This is a genomic window from Halomonas sp. SpR8, assembly GCF_031010195.1.
GTDB lineage: Bacteria > Pseudomonadota > Gammaproteobacteria > Pseudomonadales > Halomonadaceae > Vreelandella.
Map to the genome: position 1 here is coordinate 156,720 of NZ_JAUAMC010000001.1, position 19,379 is coordinate 176,098.

Annotated in this window: 13 protein-coding genes; 8 read left to right on the forward strand and 5 right to left on the reverse strand. The window is 55.5% G+C overall.

What is annotated here, in order from left to right:
• Positions 1-135: 135 nt before the first annotated feature.
• A complete protein-coding gene (clpA, locus tag QT230_RS00740) occupies positions 136-2,412 on the forward strand; it encodes an ATP-dependent Clp protease ATP-binding subunit ClpA (protein WP_308319584.1) in 2,277 nt (758 codons plus the stop codon).
• Between the two features lie 154 nt (positions 2,413-2,566).
• Here clpA and infA read toward each other — a convergent pair whose 3' ends face one another.
• The 3 genes from infA to aat all read right to left on the reverse strand — a co-directional run bounded on the left by infA (position 2,567) and on the right by aat (position 4,433).
• Positions 2,567-2,785: a translation initiation factor IF-1 gene (gene infA / locus QT230_RS00745; RefSeq protein ID WP_007111068.1), complete on the reverse strand. Its 219-nt coding sequence runs from the start codon at positions 2,783-2,785 to the stop codon at positions 2,567-2,569.
• A gap of 130 nt (positions 2,786-2,915) precedes the next feature.
• Positions 2,916-3,650: an arginyltransferase gene (locus QT230_RS00750; protein WP_308319585.1), complete on the reverse strand. Its 735-nt coding sequence runs from the start codon at positions 3,648-3,650 to the stop codon at positions 2,916-2,918.
• A 33-nt stretch (positions 3,651-3,683) separates the two neighbouring features.
• Positions 3,684-4,433, reverse strand: a complete 750-nt coding sequence (gene aat, locus QT230_RS00755; RefSeq protein ID WP_308319586.1) for a leucyl/phenylalanyl-tRNA--protein transferase — start codon at positions 4,431-4,433, stop codon at positions 3,684-3,686.
• Positions 4,434-4,592: 159 nt separating this feature from the next.
• Here aat and QT230_RS00760 point away from each other — a divergent pair, with 159 nt between their 5' ends.
• Together QT230_RS00760 and lolA are read left to right on the forward strand one after the other, a co-directional pair.
• Positions 4,593-7,703 carry a DNA translocase FtsK 4TM domain-containing protein gene (locus tag QT230_RS00760; protein WP_308319587.1) on the forward strand — a complete coding sequence of 1,037 codons (3,111 nt, stop codon included), beginning with the start codon at positions 4,593-4,595 and terminating at the stop codon, positions 7,701-7,703.
• Between the two features lie 245 nt (positions 7,704-7,948).
• Positions 7,949-8,614: an outer membrane lipoprotein chaperone LolA gene (lolA, locus tag QT230_RS00765; protein WP_308319588.1), complete on the forward strand. Its 666-nt coding sequence runs from the start codon at positions 7,949-7,951 to the stop codon at positions 8,612-8,614.
• 105 nt (positions 8,615-8,719) lie between these two features.
• On the opposite strand, the gene QT230_RS00770 is transcribed toward lolA, so the two are convergent.
• Positions 8,720-10,063: a replication-associated recombination protein A gene (locus QT230_RS00770; RefSeq protein WP_308319589.1), complete on the reverse strand. Its 1,344-nt coding sequence runs from the start codon at positions 10,061-10,063 to the stop codon at positions 8,720-8,722.
• Positions 10,064-10,302: 239 nt separating this feature from the next.
• Here QT230_RS00770 and QT230_RS00775 point away from each other — a divergent pair, with 239 nt between their 5' ends.
• From QT230_RS00775 to QT230_RS00795, 5 genes are all read left to right on the forward strand, one after another.
• Complete coding sequence (locus QT230_RS00775; RefSeq protein WP_308319590.1) at positions 10,303-10,848, forward strand: hemerythrin domain-containing protein; 546 nt, start codon at positions 10,303-10,305, stop codon at positions 10,846-10,848.
• Between the two features lie 81 nt (positions 10,849-10,929).
• Positions 10,930-11,733: a glutamate racemase gene (murI, locus tag QT230_RS00780; RefSeq protein WP_308319591.1), complete on the forward strand. Its 804-nt coding sequence runs from the start codon at positions 10,930-10,932 to the stop codon at positions 11,731-11,733.
• Between the two features lie 47 nt (positions 11,734-11,780).
• Positions 11,781-12,902: a tRNA (uridine(54)-C5)-methyltransferase TrmA gene (gene trmA, locus QT230_RS00785; RefSeq protein ID WP_308319592.1), complete on the forward strand. Its 1,122-nt coding sequence runs from the start codon at positions 11,781-11,783 to the stop codon at positions 12,900-12,902.
• A gap of 162 nt (positions 12,903-13,064) precedes the next feature.
• A complete protein-coding gene (locus QT230_RS00790) occupies positions 13,065-17,888 on the forward strand; it encodes an NAD-glutamate dehydrogenase (RefSeq protein ID WP_308319593.1) in 4,824 nt (1,607 codons plus the stop codon).
• A 144-nt stretch (positions 17,889-18,032) separates the two neighbouring features.
• On the forward strand, positions 18,033-19,058 hold the full coding sequence (locus tag QT230_RS00795) for a quinone-dependent dihydroorotate dehydrogenase (protein WP_308319594.1): 1,026 nt from the start codon (positions 18,033-18,035) through the stop codon (positions 19,056-19,058).
• Between the two features lie 64 nt (positions 19,059-19,122).
• Here QT230_RS00795 and rmf read toward each other — a convergent pair whose 3' ends face one another.
• Positions 19,123-19,332 (reverse strand): ribosome modulation factor, encoded by a 210-nt coding sequence (rmf, locus tag QT230_RS00800; RefSeq protein WP_007111057.1) that lies wholly within the window; start codon positions 19,330-19,332, stop codon positions 19,123-19,125.
• Positions 19,333-19,379: the final 47 nt, after the last annotated feature.

Genomic DNA, 19,379 nt, shown 5'->3' on the forward strand with positions numbered 1-19,379 from the left:
GTTGAGAAATAATTGGCGGAGAGGCTTGCAACCGTGCCATTTGTACCCGATGTTGAGAGTGCCGGTCGATTAAACTGATCCGACGCAAGCCCTAGGTGGCGATACGCCCTAGGTAGTAGCGAAAAGGGGACTGCCATGCTGAGCAAAGAACTTGAAATGACCCTGAACACGGCCTTTACTGTGGCGCGTTCCAAGCGCCATGAGTTTATGACCGTTGAGCACCTGCTGCTAGCGTTGCTGGATAATGCCTCAGCGGTAGACGTACTGAAGGCATGCGGGGCTAACCTCGACAAGCTGCGGTCCGATCTGCAGGATTTTATCAACTCGACTACCCCGCTGATCCCCGAGGGTCAGGGTGATCGTGAAACACAGCCCACGCTCGGTTTTCAACGCGTTTTACAGCGTGCGGTTTTCCACGTTCAGTCATCTGGAAAAAGTGAAGTGTCCGGTGCCAACGTACTGGTGGCGATTTTTTCAGAGCAAGAGAGTCAGGCAGTTTACTTCCTTAAACAGCAGAGCGTTGCTCGCGTTGATGCAGTAAATTATATTGCCCACGGTATCTCCAAAGTGGCTGGGCACGGGCCATCCCCTTCTCCCTCTTCATCAGAAAGCGAAGACGCGGAAGAGGGCGGTAGCGAAGGGGCTGCGCACCCGCTCACTGGCTATGCGACCAACCTCAACGAACAGGCGCGGTTAGGCAAAATCGATCCGCTGATTGGCCGTGATCACGAGCTTGAGCGCGTGGTGCAAATTCTGGCCCGTCGGCGTAAGAATAACCCGCTGTTAGTGGGTGAAGCAGGCGTGGGTAAAACGGCGATTGCCGAAGGCTTGGCCAAGCGCATCGTTGAGGAAGATGTTCCCGACGTTATTGCTGATGCAGTGGTTTATTCGCTAGATATGGGCGCGCTGCTGGCCGGTACCAAATACCGCGGTGATTTTGAAAAACGCCTCAAGAGCCTGCTGAGCGAGCTGCGTAAACAGCCTAATGCCGTCCTATTTATCGATGAGATTCACACCGTGATTGGTGCTGGGGCGGCTTCTGGCGGCGTAATGGACGCGTCCAACCTGCTCAAACCGCTGCTCTCTTCGGGCGAGCTGCGCTGCATTGGTTCGACCACGTTTCAAGAGTTCCGCGGTATCTTCGAGAAAGACCGCGCTTTGGCGCGCCGCTTCCAAAAAGTGGACGTCATGGCGCCCTCTGTTGATGACACTATCAAAATCCTCAAGGGTTTGCGCTCACGCTTTGAAGAGCACCACGAGCTGAAGTACACCGATGGGGCGCTTGAGAGCGCAGCACGCTTAGCGGATCGCTATATCAACGACCGCTTCCTGCCTGATAAAGCGATTGACGTTATTGATGAGGCGGGGGCTCACCAGCGCCTGCTGCCGCCAGAAGTGCGCGCCAAAACGATCGATGTCGAGCAGGTGGAAGCTGTGGTGGCATCGATTGCGCGCATTCCGCCGAAGAGTGTCTCGAGCTCTGACCGCAAACTGCTCGAGAAGCTTGATCGTGACCTGAAGATGCTGGTATTCGGGCAGGACGAAGCGATTGATAGCCTCTCCGCGGCTATTAAACTCTCCCGGGCCGGGCTTAAATCCCCCGATAAGCCCGTCGGTAGCTTCCTGTTTGCCGGCCCTACCGGTGTGGGTAAGACGGAAGTGGCCAAACAGCTTGCGCATATCATGGGCATCGAGCTGGTGCGCTTTGATATGTCCGAGTACATGGAGCGTCACACCGTATCGCGCCTGATTGGTGCGCCTCCCGGCTATGTCGGCTACGACCAGGGCGGTTTGCTAACCGAGGCGGTCACTAAGCAGCCGCACTGCGTACTGCTGTTGGATGAAATTGAGAAAGCACACCCGGAAGTCTTCAACCTGCTGTTGCAGGTGATGGATCACGGACGCTTAACCGATAACAACGGTCGTGAAGCGGATTTCCGTCACGTGATTGTCATCATGACCTCTAACGCCGGTGCTGAGCAGGCGTCGCGCCGTTCAATTGGCTTCCAGCACCAAGATCACTCTACCGATGCCATGGAAGTGATCCGCCGCACCTTCTCGCCGGAGTTCCGCAACCGTCTGGATGGCATTATTCAGTTCCATTCGCTGCCGGTTTCGATAGTGCGCAATGTCGTCGACAAGTTCTTGATCGAACTGCAGGCGCAGCTGGATGAGAAGCGTGTTCAACTGGATGTGGACGATATGGCGCGGGATTGGCTAGCCGATAAAGGCTATGATCCTGATATGGGCGCACGACCAATGGCGCGCCTCATTCAAGAGAAGCTGAAGAAGCCACTAGCCGAGATGATTCTCTTTGGCGAGCTAGCCGAACAGGGCGGTATTGTCCACGTCAGCCTGGAAGAGGGCGAACTGCACCTTTCTACGGAGACTGAAATGGCTGATGCGCCCTGAAAAGGGCGCTTTGCCGCCAATCACTATTTTCATGCACTCCTTTTTTATGCATAAGAGCGCAGCGCCCTGTCATCGACGGGGCGTTGTCGTTTTAGTGAATAGCCGTTGACGCTGATCGGCGCTAGCTATCAACTACAAACAAAATAGTAGAGACTTAGCGCGAACGGTAAACGATACGGCCTTTAGAGAGATCGTAAGGTGTTAGCTCTACCTTTACCTTGTCGCCGGTCAGAATGCGGATATAGTTTTTACGCATTTTGCCAGAAATGTGAGCGGTAACAACGTGACCGTTTTCCAGCTCAACACGAAACATGGTGTTCGGAAGGGTATCGACGATAACGCCTTCCATTTCAATATGATCTTCGCGTGCCATATAGGCATGTCCTCACTTATGATTTAATTATGTAACAATCGATCAGAATTCAGTGCCGCTAAAGGGGCGCTCAATAAACAGCGCTATATTGTGCCGTAAGCCCGCCGTCAAGGCAAAAAAGCTGACGTAATTAGCGAATTAACTGCCGCCAATGGCGCCCGTCGAGTATCTCTAGTGGTGTAAATGCCTGCTTATAGCGCATCTTACGGCACTCTTCGATCCAATACCCTAAATACAGGTGGGGCAGTGCTTTTTCTTGGCTGAGCTCAATTAAGCGCAGAATGGCAAAGGTGCCAAGCGAGCGCTTATCGAGCGCTTCGTTGACAGCAAAGAAGGTGTAGATCGCCGAGAGCCCATGCTCCAATTGATCAAAGGCCGCCACGCCGACCAGTTCGCCGTCGAGGTACATTTCCATAAGATGCGCATAAGGCTCATCAAGGGTAAGAAATGTGCGGTACTGCTCGCGGCTGGGAGGGTACATATCGCCGTCGGCATGGCGCTGGCGAATATAGTCAGCGTAGAGCGTGTAGTGGGTAGACACAAAGTGAGCGGGCATTACTCGAATGTTAATATCGGCGTTGCGGCGTAAAATTTTGCGCTGAGTGCGATTAGCCTCAAACTGCTCAACCGGGATGCGCACCGAGCGGCAGGCGTTGCAACCCTCACAGTGGGGGCGGTATAAATGGCGCCCGCTGCGACGAAACCCTAATAGCGCCAACGAGTCATAGACACCTGGAACGGGTGACTCCAGTGGATCAAGAAACAGCGTCGTTGCTTCTCTACCTGGCAAATAGCTACAGGCATGCGGCACAGTAAGGAAGAAGCGCAAATCCCGCACCGGGCGACGCGGAGTGTTACTGCTCACGGCTCTCCTCCTTGGTATAACAGTATGAGGCGATCAATATACGCTACCCTCGGCATTAATCGCTTTCAGCCAAGGTGACGGGGGCACTGACGGCGTTTTATCGGGTGATGAGGTTGATGTAAACGACTTATCAGGCAGCCAGTTTTTAAGATAGTTGATGAATGCCCCTCGAGCGACTGTAATAGCGCCCAGGCTAGCCAAGTGGGGTGTGTGCATCTGGCAGTCGATAAGTTTACCGCCATGCTCGCGCATTGCTCTGGCGAGGTGTGCCAGCGCCACTTTAGAAGCATCCGGAGCGCGGGAAAACATGGATTCACCGAAAAATACCGGGCCCATGGCTAGCCCATACAACCCGCCAACTAATTGGCCGTGTTGATGAACTTCAATGCTGTGGGCAATGCCGAGTGCGTGCAACAGGCTGTAGGCCTCGCGCATCTCGACGGTGATCCAAGTGCCTCCCTCTTCGTCGCGAGGGGCGGCACAGGCCTCAATAACCTGGTCGAAGTGTTGATCCAAGGTGATATGGAAGCCACCATGGCGTAGTCGTTTGGTTAAGCTACGACGCTGCTTAAATTGTTCAGGAAGGAGTATCATGCGCGGATCTGGACTCCACCACAGAATCGGGTCGTCGTCGCTGAACCAGGGGAATATACCCTGTCGGTAGGCTTCTACCAGCCACAATGGGGAGAGTTCGCCGCCGGCAGCTAGCAGGCCGTTGGGGGCGTCCAGAGCCGCGGCAGCGGATGGAAAGGTGGGATGTGGCGAGGAAAGCCAAGGTAGCATTGCTTGCTCCTGTTGCTACGTCCTTTACGACGTTTATGTAAAGCGTTCTTCTACTGGGCGCTCAGCTAAAGGCTGTTCTGTGACCGCGGAAGGATGCTCGGTATCATGCAAACTCGCAAGTGGATTAAAGACGCCATTGGGGTGTAAAGGGAGAGTCGCTTGAAAGTGAATAAAGCGGTAAACAAGCGAACGCAGCGTAACGCGCGTCAAACACCATCATCGGCTTCTTCTGCGCGTGTAAGCGCCGCGAAGGATAAGGCTCGCCGTTTTGGCCTGCGCTTACAAGGCTCAGTGCGCGAAGGCGTGGTGGTGCTACTGCTTGCGCTATGTGTTTTTTTATTATTAGCGCTGTTTAGTTATCAATCATCTGATCCAGGCTGGTCTTATCAGGGGCCGGAAACAGATGTGCGTAACTGGATGGGGCAAGTCGGCGCTTGGCTGGCTGATGTGCTCTATTCACTGCTGGGCGCCAGCGCTCTGTGGTGGCCGGGTATGTTTGGTTTCGCCGCCTGGTGGCTGATTCGCTCGCGCCAGGTACGTTTTGAACTCGATCCGGTGGCGATCGCTGTGCACGCAGGTGGTTTGGTGCTGCTTATTTTTGGCACCACCATGCTGGGTGCGCTGCACTTTTACCACCCAGAAAGCATACTGCCCTACGCCTCTGGCGGTATTTTAGGCGAGGGCCTGGTTGGCGCGCTTAGGCCACTGGTAAGCAGCGGTGGCGTTGGATTAATTGCCGCGGCGTTGATTTTAAGCGGCTTTCCGCTATTTAGCGGCATGTCCTGGCTGCAGGTGGCAGATGAACTCGGCAAGCGGATATGCCGTCTTGGCAGCTGGCTGTCGGCGCGCAGGCAAGCACGCCGTATGCGCGCAGCGCAGCGCGCCGCCGCTAAGTCCGCGCCGAAGCCCCAGGTAGAGGCATCAGCAGGAGCACCCGTAGAGCCTAGAACTGCGCCTGCTGAGGTTAAAACCGCTGAGACTAAACCCGCTGAGGCTAAGACTGTTGCTGAGTCGATGGGTAAAAGCACCAGTGGTCGTGAACGGCGTGAACCGGGCTTCAGTGTGCCGCTTTCTAACAGCTCCTCCGATGCAGCGGCGAGTAACGTCGCTGGCAGCGAAACGACGGATACCTCAATTCCTTGGGAGGCTGCGGCATTTTCAAGCAACAAACACGTGCCTGCTAAAACCCCCGCGCCTGTCACATCTGCACCTGGCAAAGAGCCAACCGTCACACCGCCTGCGTCTGCCGAGCCGACCTTAGCTTCTGAGCCAGGCGCGCCAGTTGAGAAAGACGTTGAAGCGCCAGAGATACCCGTATCCAAAGAGCCGCGGGCAAATGCCTTCGTCCAGGCTGACGCATCGATAGCAGAGCCCGAGGAAGCCGACACCGCCTTCCCGCTGCGTGCGTCGCGTCAAGAAGAGCCACCGACGCCCGCTGCAAGCAGCTTTTTTGTCAACGATGAAGCGCCTGCCGAGACCGAACCACGCACTAGCGTGCCAGAGCGTGCACCTGAGCATGGTCTTGAAACTGGGCCCGCACGTAAACCTGAGCGTGTGGCCGAGGTCGTGCCGGAACCTGTGTGGGATGATGAAGAGGTGGATGATGAAGAGCCTCCCACACCATCGATGCCGCCCTCTGCAGCGCGCCAGGAGCCCACCTTCGCACCTGACGAGAGCACGCCGGAGGCGGATGAGGGTCCCACTCTATGGACCGTAGAGCATTTACAGAGCCAGCGGCCTGCCTTTGAAACCCAGGATGAGCCCGAAGGCGACGTACCGAGTCTGCAACTGCTGACACCGGCAGAACCGTATCAGCCCAACTACAGCGATGAGCAGTTGGCCGATATGGCCGAGCTGCTTGAAGTGCGGCTGCGTGAATACGGCGTCAAGGCAGAAGTCGTCGATACCTGGCCTGGTCCCGTCATTACCCGCTTTGAGATCAAGCCTGCCGCGGGCGTCAAAGTTTCTAAAATCAGTAATCTAGCCAAAGACTTGGCGCGCTCACTGATGGTTAAAAGTGTGCGCGTGGTCGAGGTGATTCCAGGACGCCCCACGGTGGGGATTGAAATACCTAACCCCAATCGCGCCATGATCCGCCTGCGCGAAGTCATCGACTCTGATCGCTACCAGCAGGAGACATCACCGCTCACCATGGCGCTAGGCCAGGATATTGGCGGCAGCCCTGTGGTCGCCAACCTGGGCAAGATGCCGCACTTGTTAGTAGCTGGTACTACCGGGTCGGGTAAATCGGTGGGCGTTAACGCCATGCTGATCTCGATGCTGCTCAAAGCCAAGCCTAGCGAGCTAAAGCTGATCATGGTCGACCCGAAAATGTTGGAACTGTCGGTGTATGACGGCATTCCTCATCTGCTGGCACCTGTGGTCACTGATATGAAAGAGGCGGCCAACAGCTTGCGCTGGTGTGTGGCTGAGATGGAGCGCCGCTACAAGCTAATGGCAGCGATGGGCGTGCGCAATATTGCGGGCTTTAATGGCCGCTTGGACGAAGCGGAACGCGCCGGTGCCCAGGTGGCTGACCCGCTGTGGGAGCCACAGCCGTGGGAAGTGCATCAGCCGCATCCGGTGCTGGAAAAACTGCCCTACATCGTTGTGGTGATCGACGAGTTTGCCGATATGTTTATGATTGTCGGTAAAAAAGTTGAAGAGCTGATTGCCCGCTTGGCGCAAAAGGCCCGCGCCGCCGGTATCCATTTGATATTGGCAACTCAGCGCCCGTCAGTAGACGTAGTAACGGGGTTGATCAAAGCCAACATTCCTTCGCGGATGGCGTTTCAGGTCTCATCAAGAATTGATTCGCGCACCATTCTTGATCAGGGCGGCGCAGAAAGCCTGCTTGGGCATGGTGATATGCTTTACTTGCCCGCGGGCTCTGGGCCGCCCAATCGCATCCACGGTGCCTTTGTCGATGACGACGAAGTGCACCGTGTGGTCGACGACTGGAAGCGCCGCGGCGCACCAGAATATATCGAGGAGATTCTCTCCGGCGGCGTCTCCGCTGACGCCTTAACCGGCCTTGAGGCCGAAGGGGGCGACGGTGACGATGCCGAACAGGACGCGCTTTATGATGAAGCTGTTCAGTTCGTCACGGAAACCCGCAAAGCGTCGATTTCCGCCGTTCAGCGGCGCTTTAAAATTGGCTATAACCGTGCAGCGCGTTTGGTTGAGGCAATGGAGGGCGCCGGCGTGGTGACTTCTATGGGCTCTAACGGTGCCCGGGAAGTGCTTGCGCCGCCTCCGGTGGGACACTAATCGCTTGGTGTAAGGCACAATTATGCAATAAGCGTGGAAGTAGCGCCGCAGGTGAAACCCTGCGGCGTTTTTCGCGTCTTAACGACACATGGACGGTTAAGCCGACCTCACTGCCTCTCACTGCCTCACTGCTTGATATTTGAGCAATAGTTTTGAGCAGATATTTGAGCAATAGTTTTGAGAAATAGTTTTGAGCAGCAGTTTTGAACAACAGTTATTTGGCAACGGTTGCCTAGGGAGAACATATGCGCGATACGCAAACAAAACGTCCGTCATCAATAGGTGCGCCACAACTGGCATTTGCGGCCAGCGCTTTGGGGTTAACATTTGGCGCTCCCGCTTGGGCAGAGGATGCTGCCGAACGTTTGACCGAGCGGCTGGATCCGCTTGAGCGCTATCAAGCGAGTTTTGAACAGCAGATTCTGGATGGCAGCGGCGAACGTCTGCAGAGCGCGCGCGGCGAGATGTGGTTGTCCCGCCCAGGTATGCTGCGTTGGGAAGTGGAGGCGCCCTACAGCCAAACCGTGGTCTCCGACGGTGAAGATGTGTATATGTACGATCCCGATCTTGAGCAGGTCACCGTTCAAGAGATGGATGATCGAGTAACCCACACCCCTGCGTTATTACTGTCGGGAAGTTCAAACGATTTAACCGAGAGCTATGAGGTGTTCTACGAGCAGGACGGGGGAGAAGATGTCTTTACCCTGGTGCCCATCTCTGCCGATACGCTGTTTGAAGAGTTGAGCATGGTCTTTGAAGGCGAAACGTTAACCGAGCTGTGGATGATGGACAGCACCGGCCAGCGTACCGCGATTACCTTCAGCAATATCACGCTCAATGGCGAGATTGCTTCGGACATGTTTGATTTTGAGATTCCCGAAGGCACCGATGTTATCCGCGAAGAGCTTTAGGGTGGAAAGGTGAAGCTTGAAGTGTAAGGCGTGAACAGTACGTCGTTAAAGATTGTAGTTGCTTGAGAGTGGCAGTTAGTCAATAACCTGCCACTGGTATAACCATCAGGCGCCTTCGGGCGCCTGATCTGCTTCTTGATCACGGTTTTCCCGCCACGCCATTATTTCACCAAAGCGCTTCTCCTGGCCGAACGCGCTCGGCTTAAAGAAAGTGGCTTTAGGCAGTTCTTCAGGCCAGCAGTCGTGGGCGCTGCCCGCCGGGTAGCCGTCTGGCTCACTGTGCGCATAGCGATAACCCTCGCCGTGGCCTAACTGCTCCATCAATTTGGTGGGTGCATTGCGCAGGTAAGTGGGCACCTCTACCTGGGGCTGCTGGTGAACGTACTGCTTAGCCTCGCTCCAGGCACGGTCGATGCGGTTGCTTTTGGGGGCTACCGCTAGATGAATCGCCGCGTGGGCAATCGCCCGCTGGCCTTCGTAATCGCCTAAACGTAAGTAAGCGTCCCAGGCCGCTATCACCAGTGGTAGCGCGCGGGGGTCAGCATTACCGACATCCTCTGAGGCAATAGCGGTCAGCCTACGCACTACGTCCAGCGGGTCGCCGCCGCCCTGGATAAAACGCGCCATATACAGCAATGCAGCATTGGGGCGCGAAGAGCGTATCGATTTATGAATCGCCGAAAGCAAATCGTAATAGGCATCCCCCTGTTTATCGAAAGCGCTGGCCTGATGGCCGATCACATCCGCAAGCACCTCTGTATGCAGCACTTCGCGGCCCGCTTCTTGAGTCGCGAAATCACAGGCGGTTTCGAGTAGTCCCAGTGCCCGCCGGGCATCCCCTGCGCTGGCGTGGGCCAGAGCGCTCAATACCTCATCGTCTACCTGAATGTCACGCTTACCTAGCCCGCGCTCAATGTCTTGGAGCGCTTGGCGCATCACCGTGATCAGCTCCTCCTGGGTGAGTGATTTCAGTACGTAAACCCGCGCGCGGGAGAGCAGTGCCGAATTGACTTCAAATGACGGGTTTTCGGTGGTGGCACCGATCAGCGTCAGCAGCCCCGACTCCACATGGGGCAGAAGGGCATCCTGCTGGCTCTTGTTGAGGCGATGAATCTCATCTAAAAAGAGAATAACCGTGGAAGACATCTGCTGAGCACGCTCTACCACCGCGCGAATCTCTTTTACCCCGGCCATTACCGCGCTGAGATGTTCCAGGTGGGCGTCAGATGCCCTGGCTAATAGTTCTGCTAGCGTGGTCTTGCCAACGCCTGGCGGCCCCCACAGAATCATCGAGCGCACGACGCCTGATTCCGCCATGCGGCGCAGCGGTTTGTCTGGCCCGATCAGCGCCTGTTGCCCCACGTAATCGTCTAAACGGCGAGGGCGCATGCGAAAAGCCAGCGGGGCGTCGTCGGCAGGTACCGCTTGGGCGCTATCAAAAAGATCCATGTAAGCTTCCGTTATAAATCGAGACGTTGGGCAACAAAGCGCCAACAAGAGATGGTGGTAAACCATGCCTTGGCGAACTACCTTTGGCGTAAACTACTCAAAAGATGCACTTGCTAGGATAACGCCACAGAGGCATTGTTGATGATAACCACTGATAATAAATCCTGCGCGCTTATGATCGCATGCCGTTAACCACCATGGCCCGACGGTAGGCATGACCCCACAAAGGAGACAGTTCGATGTTTAACCAACTGCGTACAGATCATGCCAATATGGCGAGATTACTCCATGTGCTACAGCTTAAACAGAAAACTCTCGTGCTAGGAGAGCGGCCCAACTTTCAGCTAATGCGTGAAGTTGTAGACTACATTTTGTCCTATATGGATGGTTTCGCTGCACCGCTGGAGCGCGTCTGTGTGGAGCGGCTGCAAACCCAAGCGCCCGAGCATATTGCACTTACTGAGCAGATGGCGGAGGACTACCGTGAATTAAAGCCGCGTTTACAACGCTTATCCAACGATATCGACATGATCCTGATGGATAATGTCCTACCGATGGATCGCTTCGCCGATGATTTAAAAGCCTATTTGGAAGCGCACCGCGCCTATCTACGCCATGAGCGTGAAGGCTTATTTCCGCTGATTGACGAGCACTTTAGCCCCGAGGACATGGAAGAGCTGCGTCAGGCGCTTCCTGAAGGCGCTGAGAAGGAGTTAGAGCGCCTGCAGCAAGACTACCCTGAACTTTACGCAGAGCTGCGCGGGGCTGACGTACCCGCAGTGTAACGCGAGCGGCCAACTGAAACCGCAATCGATAAAATGACGGAGCATGCTAAACTAGCAGCTCCGTTTTTTACAGGCAGAGTCATGACAGGCCCTGTATTAATTTTTGATTCCGGTGTCGGCGGCCTATCCGTGGCACAGTCGCTGCGTCAACACTATCCTGACGCGGCCATGTGCTACGCCTGCGATAATGCTTGGCTACCTTATGGCCTGCGCGAAGACGCAGCGTTAACCGAGCGCATCGTGGCGGTATGCCGAACTGCCGTTGAAGCTTGCCAACCTCGTGTGCTGGTCGTTGCTTGCAATACCGCAAGCACGCTGGCGTTGGAGAATTTACGCGAGCAGTTAGCGATTCCCGTGGTGGGCACCGTGCCTGCCATTAAGCCCGCAGCGGCGCTTAGCCAGACGCGCCATATTGGGTTGTTGGCAACTAAAGCCACGGTAGGGCGCCCCTACACCCAGCATTTAATTGATAGTTTTGCCAGCGACTGTTTAATTACTCGCGTCGCCGCCGACGGCTTGGTGAAAGAAGCAGAGGCGCACTTAGCCGGCAAAGCGCCTAACATTGAGCGAATTCAGGCCGCACTGGCACCGCTGTGGCAGGCTGCTGCCCCTTCAATAGCTAATGCCGCGTTGGATACGGTGGTGTTAGGCTGCACCCATTTTCCTCTTCTCAAATCGTGGTTAACACAGCTCGCCCCCGTGCCCCTGCACTGGGTGGATTCTGGCGATGCGATTGCCCGACGGGTAGCCCAAGTGGTCGATGGGCTAAATCATCGCCAACAGCAGGATGGCCGCTGTTTTACCACCGCGCCCGCTGCCAATCTAACTGTTGGTTTAGCGCGCTACGGGTTTCAAACGCCCCAGTTGCTATCCATAACAAGGTAATGGGGCTATTCACCACGACTACTTTGATCGATTTAAAAGGAGCCGCCTTGGCAATTCCCGTCGTAGAACCTGAACGCTATGCTGAGCAGCTAGCCGCTAAACGCGACTATCTGGAGAGTGCCTTTGCTGCTTTCCAGCCGCCGGATTTGGAAGTATTTGAATCGCCGCCGGGCTACTACCGCCAGCGCTGCGAATTTCGCATTTGGCATGAAGAGAGTGACCTCTTTTACGCCATGTTCGAGGTAGACCCCGAAAATCCTAAGAACAAGAGAGTGATTCGGCTTGACCAGTACGCGGTAGCCAGTGAGCGGATTAATCAACTAATGCCGCAGTTGCGTGAGGCCTTTCTCAGATCTGATGAGCTGCGCCGAAAGCTGTTTCAGGTTGAGTTTTTAACCACTCTTTCAGGTGAAGCGCTGGTAACGCTAATCTATCACCGCCCGCTTGGCGATGAGTGGGAGCAACAAGCGCGGGCGCTGGAAGCTGAGCTGGGTATCATGATTATTGGCCGCTCCCGTAAGCAGCGCATTGTGTTGACCCGCGATCATGTCTGGGAGCGTCTCGAGGTAGATGGCCGCACGCTTCACTACCAGCAGGTCGAAAATAGCTTTACCCAGCCCAATGCGCACATCTGCCAAAAAATGCTCAGTTGGGCGCGGGAAGTCACCACTAGCCAGCAGCATCAGGGCTTAAAGAAAGACCTGGTCGAGCTCTACTGCGGGAATGGCAATTTTACCATCGCTCTGGCCGATAACTTCCGCCGCGTACTGGCCACAGAAATTTCCCGTACCTCGGTGGCCAGTGCCAACGTCAATCTGGAAGCCAACGGAGTCACGAACGCGCAAATTGGTCGCATGTCAGCGGAGGAGTTCTCGCTGGCGCTGAAAGGTGAAAAAGCCGGGCGCCGTGTGGCAGAAATGGGGCTCGAAGCGTACGATTTTTCCACTGTGCTGGTGGACCCGCCGCGGGCCGGTTTGGATGAGCAGAGCTGCGAACTGCTCAGCGAGTATGCTCAAATTGTCTATATTTCATGTAATCCGGCCACATTGGCTGAAAATTTGACGATACTGACCAAAACGCATCGGATAGAGCGCTTTGCGCTGTTTGACCAGTTCCCGTTTACTGATCATCTTGAGTGTGGTGTGTTATTACAGCGGCATGCAGTCTAATCAGCATAAGACCTGATGCATAAGCGGCATGTGCCATGATTAACACGTCAGGTGATTAGGGTCGCGACGATAGGTAGCGTAAGCTAGTTGCTATGTTGGCCTAACGGCCTATTGTCCTTCGTTTTTTTGGCCGTTTAACGGCCTAGGCAGTCGAGGTGATGGATGCACTATGTTGCGATTGAAGAGAGTCGTCAGGATCTTTTGAAGCAGCTTCAGGAACGATTATATGCGCGCCTGGAGCCTACTCGAGCCGCGACCATTGACGCCTTTGCTCGACACTTTTACGCCACCGTGCCGGTAGAGGACTTGATTGATCGTCGCCTTGACGATCTGTATGGCGCAACGCTGTCGATCTGGCAGTTTTTGCAGCACCACGACCCGCAAAGCCCCAAAGTACGCGTTTTTAACCCAGATTTTGAAGAGCACGGCTGGCAATCAACGCATACCTTTGTAGCCGTTCTGCATGAAGATATGCCGTTTCTGGTCGACTCGGTGCGTATCGAACTCAACCGCCGAGGTTTGACCGTGCACGCGATTCAAAACGCCGTGCTGGCGGTCGCCCGCGATGAGCGTCACCAGCTGCAGGCGTTGGCCTCGCCCAGAGCAGAAAAAGCACCTGACGCCCGCGAGTCGCTGATTGTGATTGAGGTAGACCGGCACACCGATGCGGCCTTGCTTGAGAAAATCGAAAGCAATCTCAATGACGTGCTTCGTGATGTGCGCACCGCCGTGGTCGATTACGACGCCATGTGCGCGCAAATTACCGCGTCGATTCAGGAACTCGAGAAAAACTGCCCGCCGCAAATCGACCCGGACGACCACGAAGAGGCGATAGCCTTCCTAGAGTGGATGCTCAAAGATAATTTCACCTTCCTAGGCTACGACGAATACCTGCTGGAAAGCAGCAAATTGCAGCGCGATAACGATAGCGTATTAGGCGTGTTCCGCCTTGACCAGCCGCGCTACTGTGAGCGCATTCGCACCGAAGAGGGCGTGGATGAGCACGACGAATATGTGCTGGTGCCGCAGTTGCTGTCGTTTGCCAAGAGCGCCCACCACTCCCGAGTTCATCGCCCGACGTATCCCGATTACATCACCGTTGATCGCTACGACGACGATGGCAATGTGATTGGTGAGCGACGCTTCTTCGGTCTATTTACCTCCACCGTGTATAACGAGTCGCCGCGTAATATTCCACTGCTGCGCCGCAAGCTTAAAGCGGTGATGGACATCGCTGGGTTTAATCCCCAGGGCCATAACGGTAAGCAGCTTCTCCAGGTGCTGGAAGTTTACCCCCGCGATGACCTGTTCCAGATCGATACCGAGTCACTGGCGAGTACGGCGCTGGGCATTCTCAATATCCGTGAGCGCCGCCAGGTGCGGCTGTTTATTCGCGCCGATATCAGCGGCAAGTTCTATTCCTGCCTGGTGTTTGTGCCTCGCGACGTGTTCTCCACAGATCTACGCCAGCGTATCCAAAACGTGCTGTGCGATGAGTTAGATGCCCACTTTGGCGACTTCAACACCTACTTATCTGAATCGGTGCTGGCGCGTATTCAACTGATTCTGCGCTTTAACGGTGAAGCCCCCAGCGACTACGATCTAAAGCGCCTGGAGAGCAAAGTGGCGCGGCTAGCGCGCAGTTGGCGCGACGAGCTGCAGAGCGCGATGATCGAGGGTTTCGGTGAAGAGCGCGCTAACAGCCTAATGGATGAATTCCGCGAGGCATTCTCAGCCAGCTATCGGGAAGATTTTTCCGCGCGTACTGCGGTGTTTGATGTTCAGCACTTGCTGACGCTGAATAACGGTGACGACTTATCGCTGTCGCTCTACCGCCCACTGGAAGAGCAGGGCGGCGGTGTGAATCTGAAACTGTTCCACCGCGGCTCACAGATTCCTCTCTCCGACGTGCTGCCGATGATGGAGAATCTAGGACTGCGCGTGCTTGGTGAGCGCCCCTACGATGTTAATGCCACAGAGCAGCGCTACTGGATACACGATTTTGAGCTTGAACACGGCGGCAAAGATGTCAGCTTGGCTGATATGCGCGATGTGTTCACCGAAGCCTTTAAGCGCATTTGGACCGGCGAAGCCGACAATGACGCCTTCAATCGGCTAATTATCGGTGCAGGGCTGGATTGGCGCGAAGTGGCCATGCTGCGCGGCTACGCTCGCTATCTCAAACAGATCCGCTTCGGGATGTCTCAGGACTATATTGCCGCCACGCTGGCCAACTACCCGGCCATTACGCGTGAATTGGTTGAGCTATTCTGCCTGCGCTTTGATCCAGAGCACCAGGATCATGCTACTGACGGCTGCATTGCGAGTATAAACGAGCGGCTGGAGGGGGTTGCCAGCCTCAATGACGACCAACTGCTGCGTCGCTTTATGGAGCTGATTCTCGCTACGCTGCGTACCAACTATTACCAGCTCGGCGAGGGTGGGCGCTTTAAAGACTATATCGCTTATAAGCTTGAGCCTTCCAAAGTCACTGGCATGCCCAAGCCACGGCCGATGTTCGAGATTTTTGTCTGCTCGCCACGTGTCGAAGGCGTGCACCTGCGCGGCGGTAAAGTGGCGCGCGGTGGCCTGCGTTGGTCAGACCGCTTCGAAGATTACCGCACCGAAGTGCTGGGCTTGGTGAAAGCGCAGCAGGTTAAGAACGCCGTTATCGTCCCGGTGGGAGCCAAAGGCGGTTTTGTATGCAAACGCATGCCAGAGAGTGCTAGCCGCGACGTGGTACAGAAAGAGGGCATCGCCTGTTATCAAATCTTTATTCGTGCGCTGCTAGATGTGACCGACAACTTAGTGGGTGGTGACGTAGTGCCGCCCGAGAACGTTGTGCGCCACGATGAAGACGACGCCTATCTGGTGGTGGCCGCTGATAAAGGCACCGCTACCTTCTCGGATATTGCCAACGAAATTTCTATCGAGTATGGCCACTGGTTAGGCGATGCCTTTGCCTCCGGCGGGGCCAACGGCTATGACCATAAGAAAATGGGCATCACCGCTAGGGGCGCCTGGGAGTCAGTCAAACGGCACTTCAAAAATCTTGATCTCGACACTCAGCGCGACTTGTTTAGCGTCGTCGGGATTGGCGATATGGCCGGCGATGTGTTCGGTAACGGCATGCTACTCTCCGACAAGATCGAGCTGGTGGGTGCCTTCAACCATCTGCATATTTTTATCGATCCCAATCCGGATGCCGAGGCCTCCTTTGCCGAGCGTAAGCGGCTGTTCGAAATGCCACGTTCCAGTTGGGAAGACTACAGCCAGGAACTGATCTCCGCAGGCGGCGGCATCTTTAGCCGCAGCGCTAAGTCGATTGTCATCACGCCGGAAATGCAGCAGGTGTTTGGTATCAAGGAAGAGCGCCTGTCGCCTAATGAGCTGATCCGCGCCATGCTCAAATCCAAGGTGGATTTGATCTGGAACGGCGGTATCGGTACTTACGTGAAAAGCTCTGACGAAACCGATGCTGACGTGGGCGACAAAGCCAACGATACCCTGCGTATCAATGGCAACGACTTAAATTGCCGTGTGGTCGGCGAGGGCGGTAACCTCGGTTTGACTCAGCGCGGACGGATGGAAGCTGCCGCCAAAGGCGTGCGGGTTTACACCGACTTCATTGATAACGCCGGTGGTGTGAACTGCTCTGATCACGAGGTCAATATCAAAATCTTGATCGATGAAGTGGTCAAGCGCGGCGATATGACTGACAAGCAGCGTAATGAGTTGCTGGCGGAGATGACAGATGAGGTCTCAGAACTGGTAATTCTGGATAATTATCGTCAAAGTCAGGCACTGGATCTTTCGGCTATTCTCTCCAATCAGTCGCTGGGCCCGTACCGCCGCTTTATCAGCGAGCTTGAAGCCGCTGGGCAGATTGATCGCGAGCTCGAGTTCCTGCCCACGGATGACATGCTTAAAGAGCGTTCCAGCAGTGGCCAAGGCATGCGCCTACCGGAGCTTTCTGTACTGATCTCCTACGCCAAAAGCACCCTAAAAGGCGACTTGATCGCCTCTGACGTGCCGGACGATCAGTATATTCACCGCCATCTGGAGCGGCTATTCCCATCGGTGCTGGTTGAGCGCTTCAAAGACGAAATGTACGAGCACCGTCTTAAGCGTGAAATCGTTGCGACCCAAGTCGCCAACGACCTGGTTGACCACATGGGCATCGTTTTTGTACGTCGCCTAATGGACTCCACCGGCGCAGGGCGCGCCGATATTGCTCGCGGCTATATCGTGGCGCGTGACAGCTTTAACCTGCCCAGCCTATGGGCGCAAATTGAAGCGCTTGATAATCAGGTGCCGAACCGCATTCAGACCTCAATGATGCTGGATCTGATGCGCATGATTCGCCGTGCTACACGCTGGTTTGTGCGTCAGCACTTGGGGCTCACGACCCATGATGCTATCGAGTACTTCGCCCCGCGCTTGGCGCAGTTGCAGGAAAGCATTGGTGAGCTGCTTAGCGGTGAGGAGCTCGACGCGTGGAACAAGCGTCGTGATGAGTTGGTTGAAGCGGGCGTGCCGGATGCACTGGCGTCCACCGTGGCGGCCTCTTCAAGCCTCTACGCCGGGCTAGGCATCATTCAAGCGGCCCGCCTAACCAATGAAAAACCACAGCGAGTCGCGGAGGTGCTTTACGAGATTGGTAGCCGTCTGGAACTGCCTTGGATGATTCAGCAGGTAACCCAGCTGGAAGTGCGCGATGTTTGGCAAGCTCAGGCGCGGGAAACCTTCCGCGACGATATCGAGCGGCAGCAACTGGCGCTGACCACTAGCGTGCTGAAGCTCGACGCGGGAAGCCGCGATACCCAGGAGCGGGTGGCGCAGTGGTTGGATCAACACGCTGACCTTCACCGTCGCTGGTGTCGTCTCATTGAAGAGGTGCGTGGCGGCAGTGAAGTCGGCTTTGCGCTATTCGCCGTTGCGGTACGCGAGCTGGTGGATCTCGCTGAAAGCGATAGCGAGGCGTAGATTTACTGAGTCATTCCACTCAATAAAGTGTTGCTAACGGGTTAAAGCGTGCTCTGGTTCACCACCGGGGCGCGCTTTATTGCGTTATACTGGGGTCCGTTTTCAGCCACGCGCCACGTTCGGCCCCGCTTTTAGAGACCCGCTATGTACAACCTTGCCCGCTCGCTATTCTTTCGCGTTGATCCAGAAAGGTCCCACGGCATGGCGCTAAGCGCGCTGGAGACACTGCATCGCGTGGGCGGTGTAGCACGGCTATTTGGCCAGCCGGTCAATGACCCCGTAGAGCTGATGGGGCTGCGGTTTGCCAATCGGGTGGGGTTAGCCGCCGGGTTAGACAAGAACGCCGACCACCTGGATGCCCTGGGCGCGCTGGGCTTTGGTTTTGTCGAAGTGGGTACCGTCACGCCTAAACCCCAGCCGGGCAACCCCAAGCCCCGGCTGTTTCGCTTGGCGCAGCATGAGGCGATCATCAACCGCTTTGGTTTTAACAATAAGGGGGTGGAGCATCTGGTTCAGCAGGTTAAGCAGCGCCACTACGGCGGCATAGTGGGCATCAATATTGGTAAGAACCTCACTACCTCGGTAGAGCAGGCGCTGGATGACTACCTGGTGTGTTTAGACGCGGTGCACCCTTATGCCGACTACATTGCCGTTAATGTCTCGTCACCGAACACCCCAGGGCTGCGCAGCCTTCAGTTTGGCGAGCAGTTGGACGCACTGCTAGCACCTATTCGCGCCCGCGCTACGGAGCTTGATGCCCAAACGGGCCGCAAAGTGCCGCTGCTGATTAAGATCGCCCCGGATATGAGCGCTGAAGAAGTAGCGCTGATGGCAGCCAGTATTGAACGCAACCACCTTGATGGGGTGATTGCCACCAACACCACGGTTTCCCGTGAAGCCGTGCAGGGCGACCCTCAAGCGGAGGAGGCGGGTGGCTTGTCAGGTAAGCCGGTCTTCGAGGCATCGAACGGCGTGATTCGCCAACTGCGTGAACATCTCCCCCGGCTTCCGATTATTGGCGTAGGCGGTATCGATAGCGCCGCTGCAGCCCAGGCCAAGATCGCCGCTGGCGCGGATTTAGTCCAGCTCTACTCAGGTTTGATCTACCAGGGGCCGAAGCTCGTAGGCGAGTGCGCCAGGGCTTTGAAAGCAACTAAAAAGCCCACTTAAAAAAGTGGGCTCACTGAAAACCTCGCGTTTAAAATATTTCTTTAAAACATTGAAAAATAAAACGTTAGGCCATGACTAAGGGGTTTTTATGAATGCCCGAGATGCCGGTCATCCCATCCCACTGGTCGCCGCGACCTTCACGCCAACCGCTCATCCAGTATTCGCGTAAATTGATATCTTGACTGGGACAATCATCACGAGAACGACCCGATACACCCGCTTTGTAACCGTGGACATAAGCCCGCTGGAAGCGATCACGTTTTTGCCGTTTCATTGGCTAACCTCTTTTCACGAAAGCCTTTGATAAGAAATAGGGTGTTG

What these genes read in the sequence shown, in the direction of transcription:
- clpA (WP_308319584.1), top strand. Translation starts at nt 136, where the DNA reads ATGCTGAGCAAAGAACTTGAAATGACCCTGAACACGGCCTTTACTGTG.
- infA (WP_007111068.1), bottom strand. Translation starts at nt 2,785, where the DNA reads ATGGCACGCGAAGATCATATTGAAATGGAAGGCGTTATCGTCGATACC.
- aat (WP_308319586.1), bottom strand. Translation starts at nt 4,433, where the DNA reads ATGCTACCTTGGCTTTCCTCGCCACATCCCACCTTTCCATCCGCTGCC.
- lolA (WP_308319588.1), top strand. Translation starts at nt 7,949, where the DNA reads ATGCGCGATACGCAAACAAAACGTCCGTCATCAATAGGTGCGCCACAA.
- QT230_RS00770 (WP_308319589.1), bottom strand. Translation starts at nt 10,063, where the DNA reads ATGGATCTTTTTGATAGCGCCCAAGCGGTACCTGCCGACGACGCCCCG.
- QT230_RS00775 (WP_308319590.1), top strand. Translation starts at nt 10,303, where the DNA reads ATGTTTAACCAACTGCGTACAGATCATGCCAATATGGCGAGATTACTC.
- murI (WP_308319591.1), top strand. Translation starts at nt 10,930, where the DNA reads ATGACAGGCCCTGTATTAATTTTTGATTCCGGTGTCGGCGGCCTATCC.
- QT230_RS00790 (WP_308319593.1), top strand. Translation starts at nt 13,065, where the DNA reads ATGCACTATGTTGCGATTGAAGAGAGTCGTCAGGATCTTTTGAAGCAG.
- QT230_RS00795 (WP_308319594.1), top strand. Translation starts at nt 18,033, where the DNA reads ATGTACAACCTTGCCCGCTCGCTATTCTTTCGCGTTGATCCAGAAAGG.
- rmf (WP_007111057.1), bottom strand. Translation starts at nt 19,332, where the DNA reads ATGAAACGGCAAAAACGTGATCGCTTCCAGCGGGCTTATGTCCACGGT.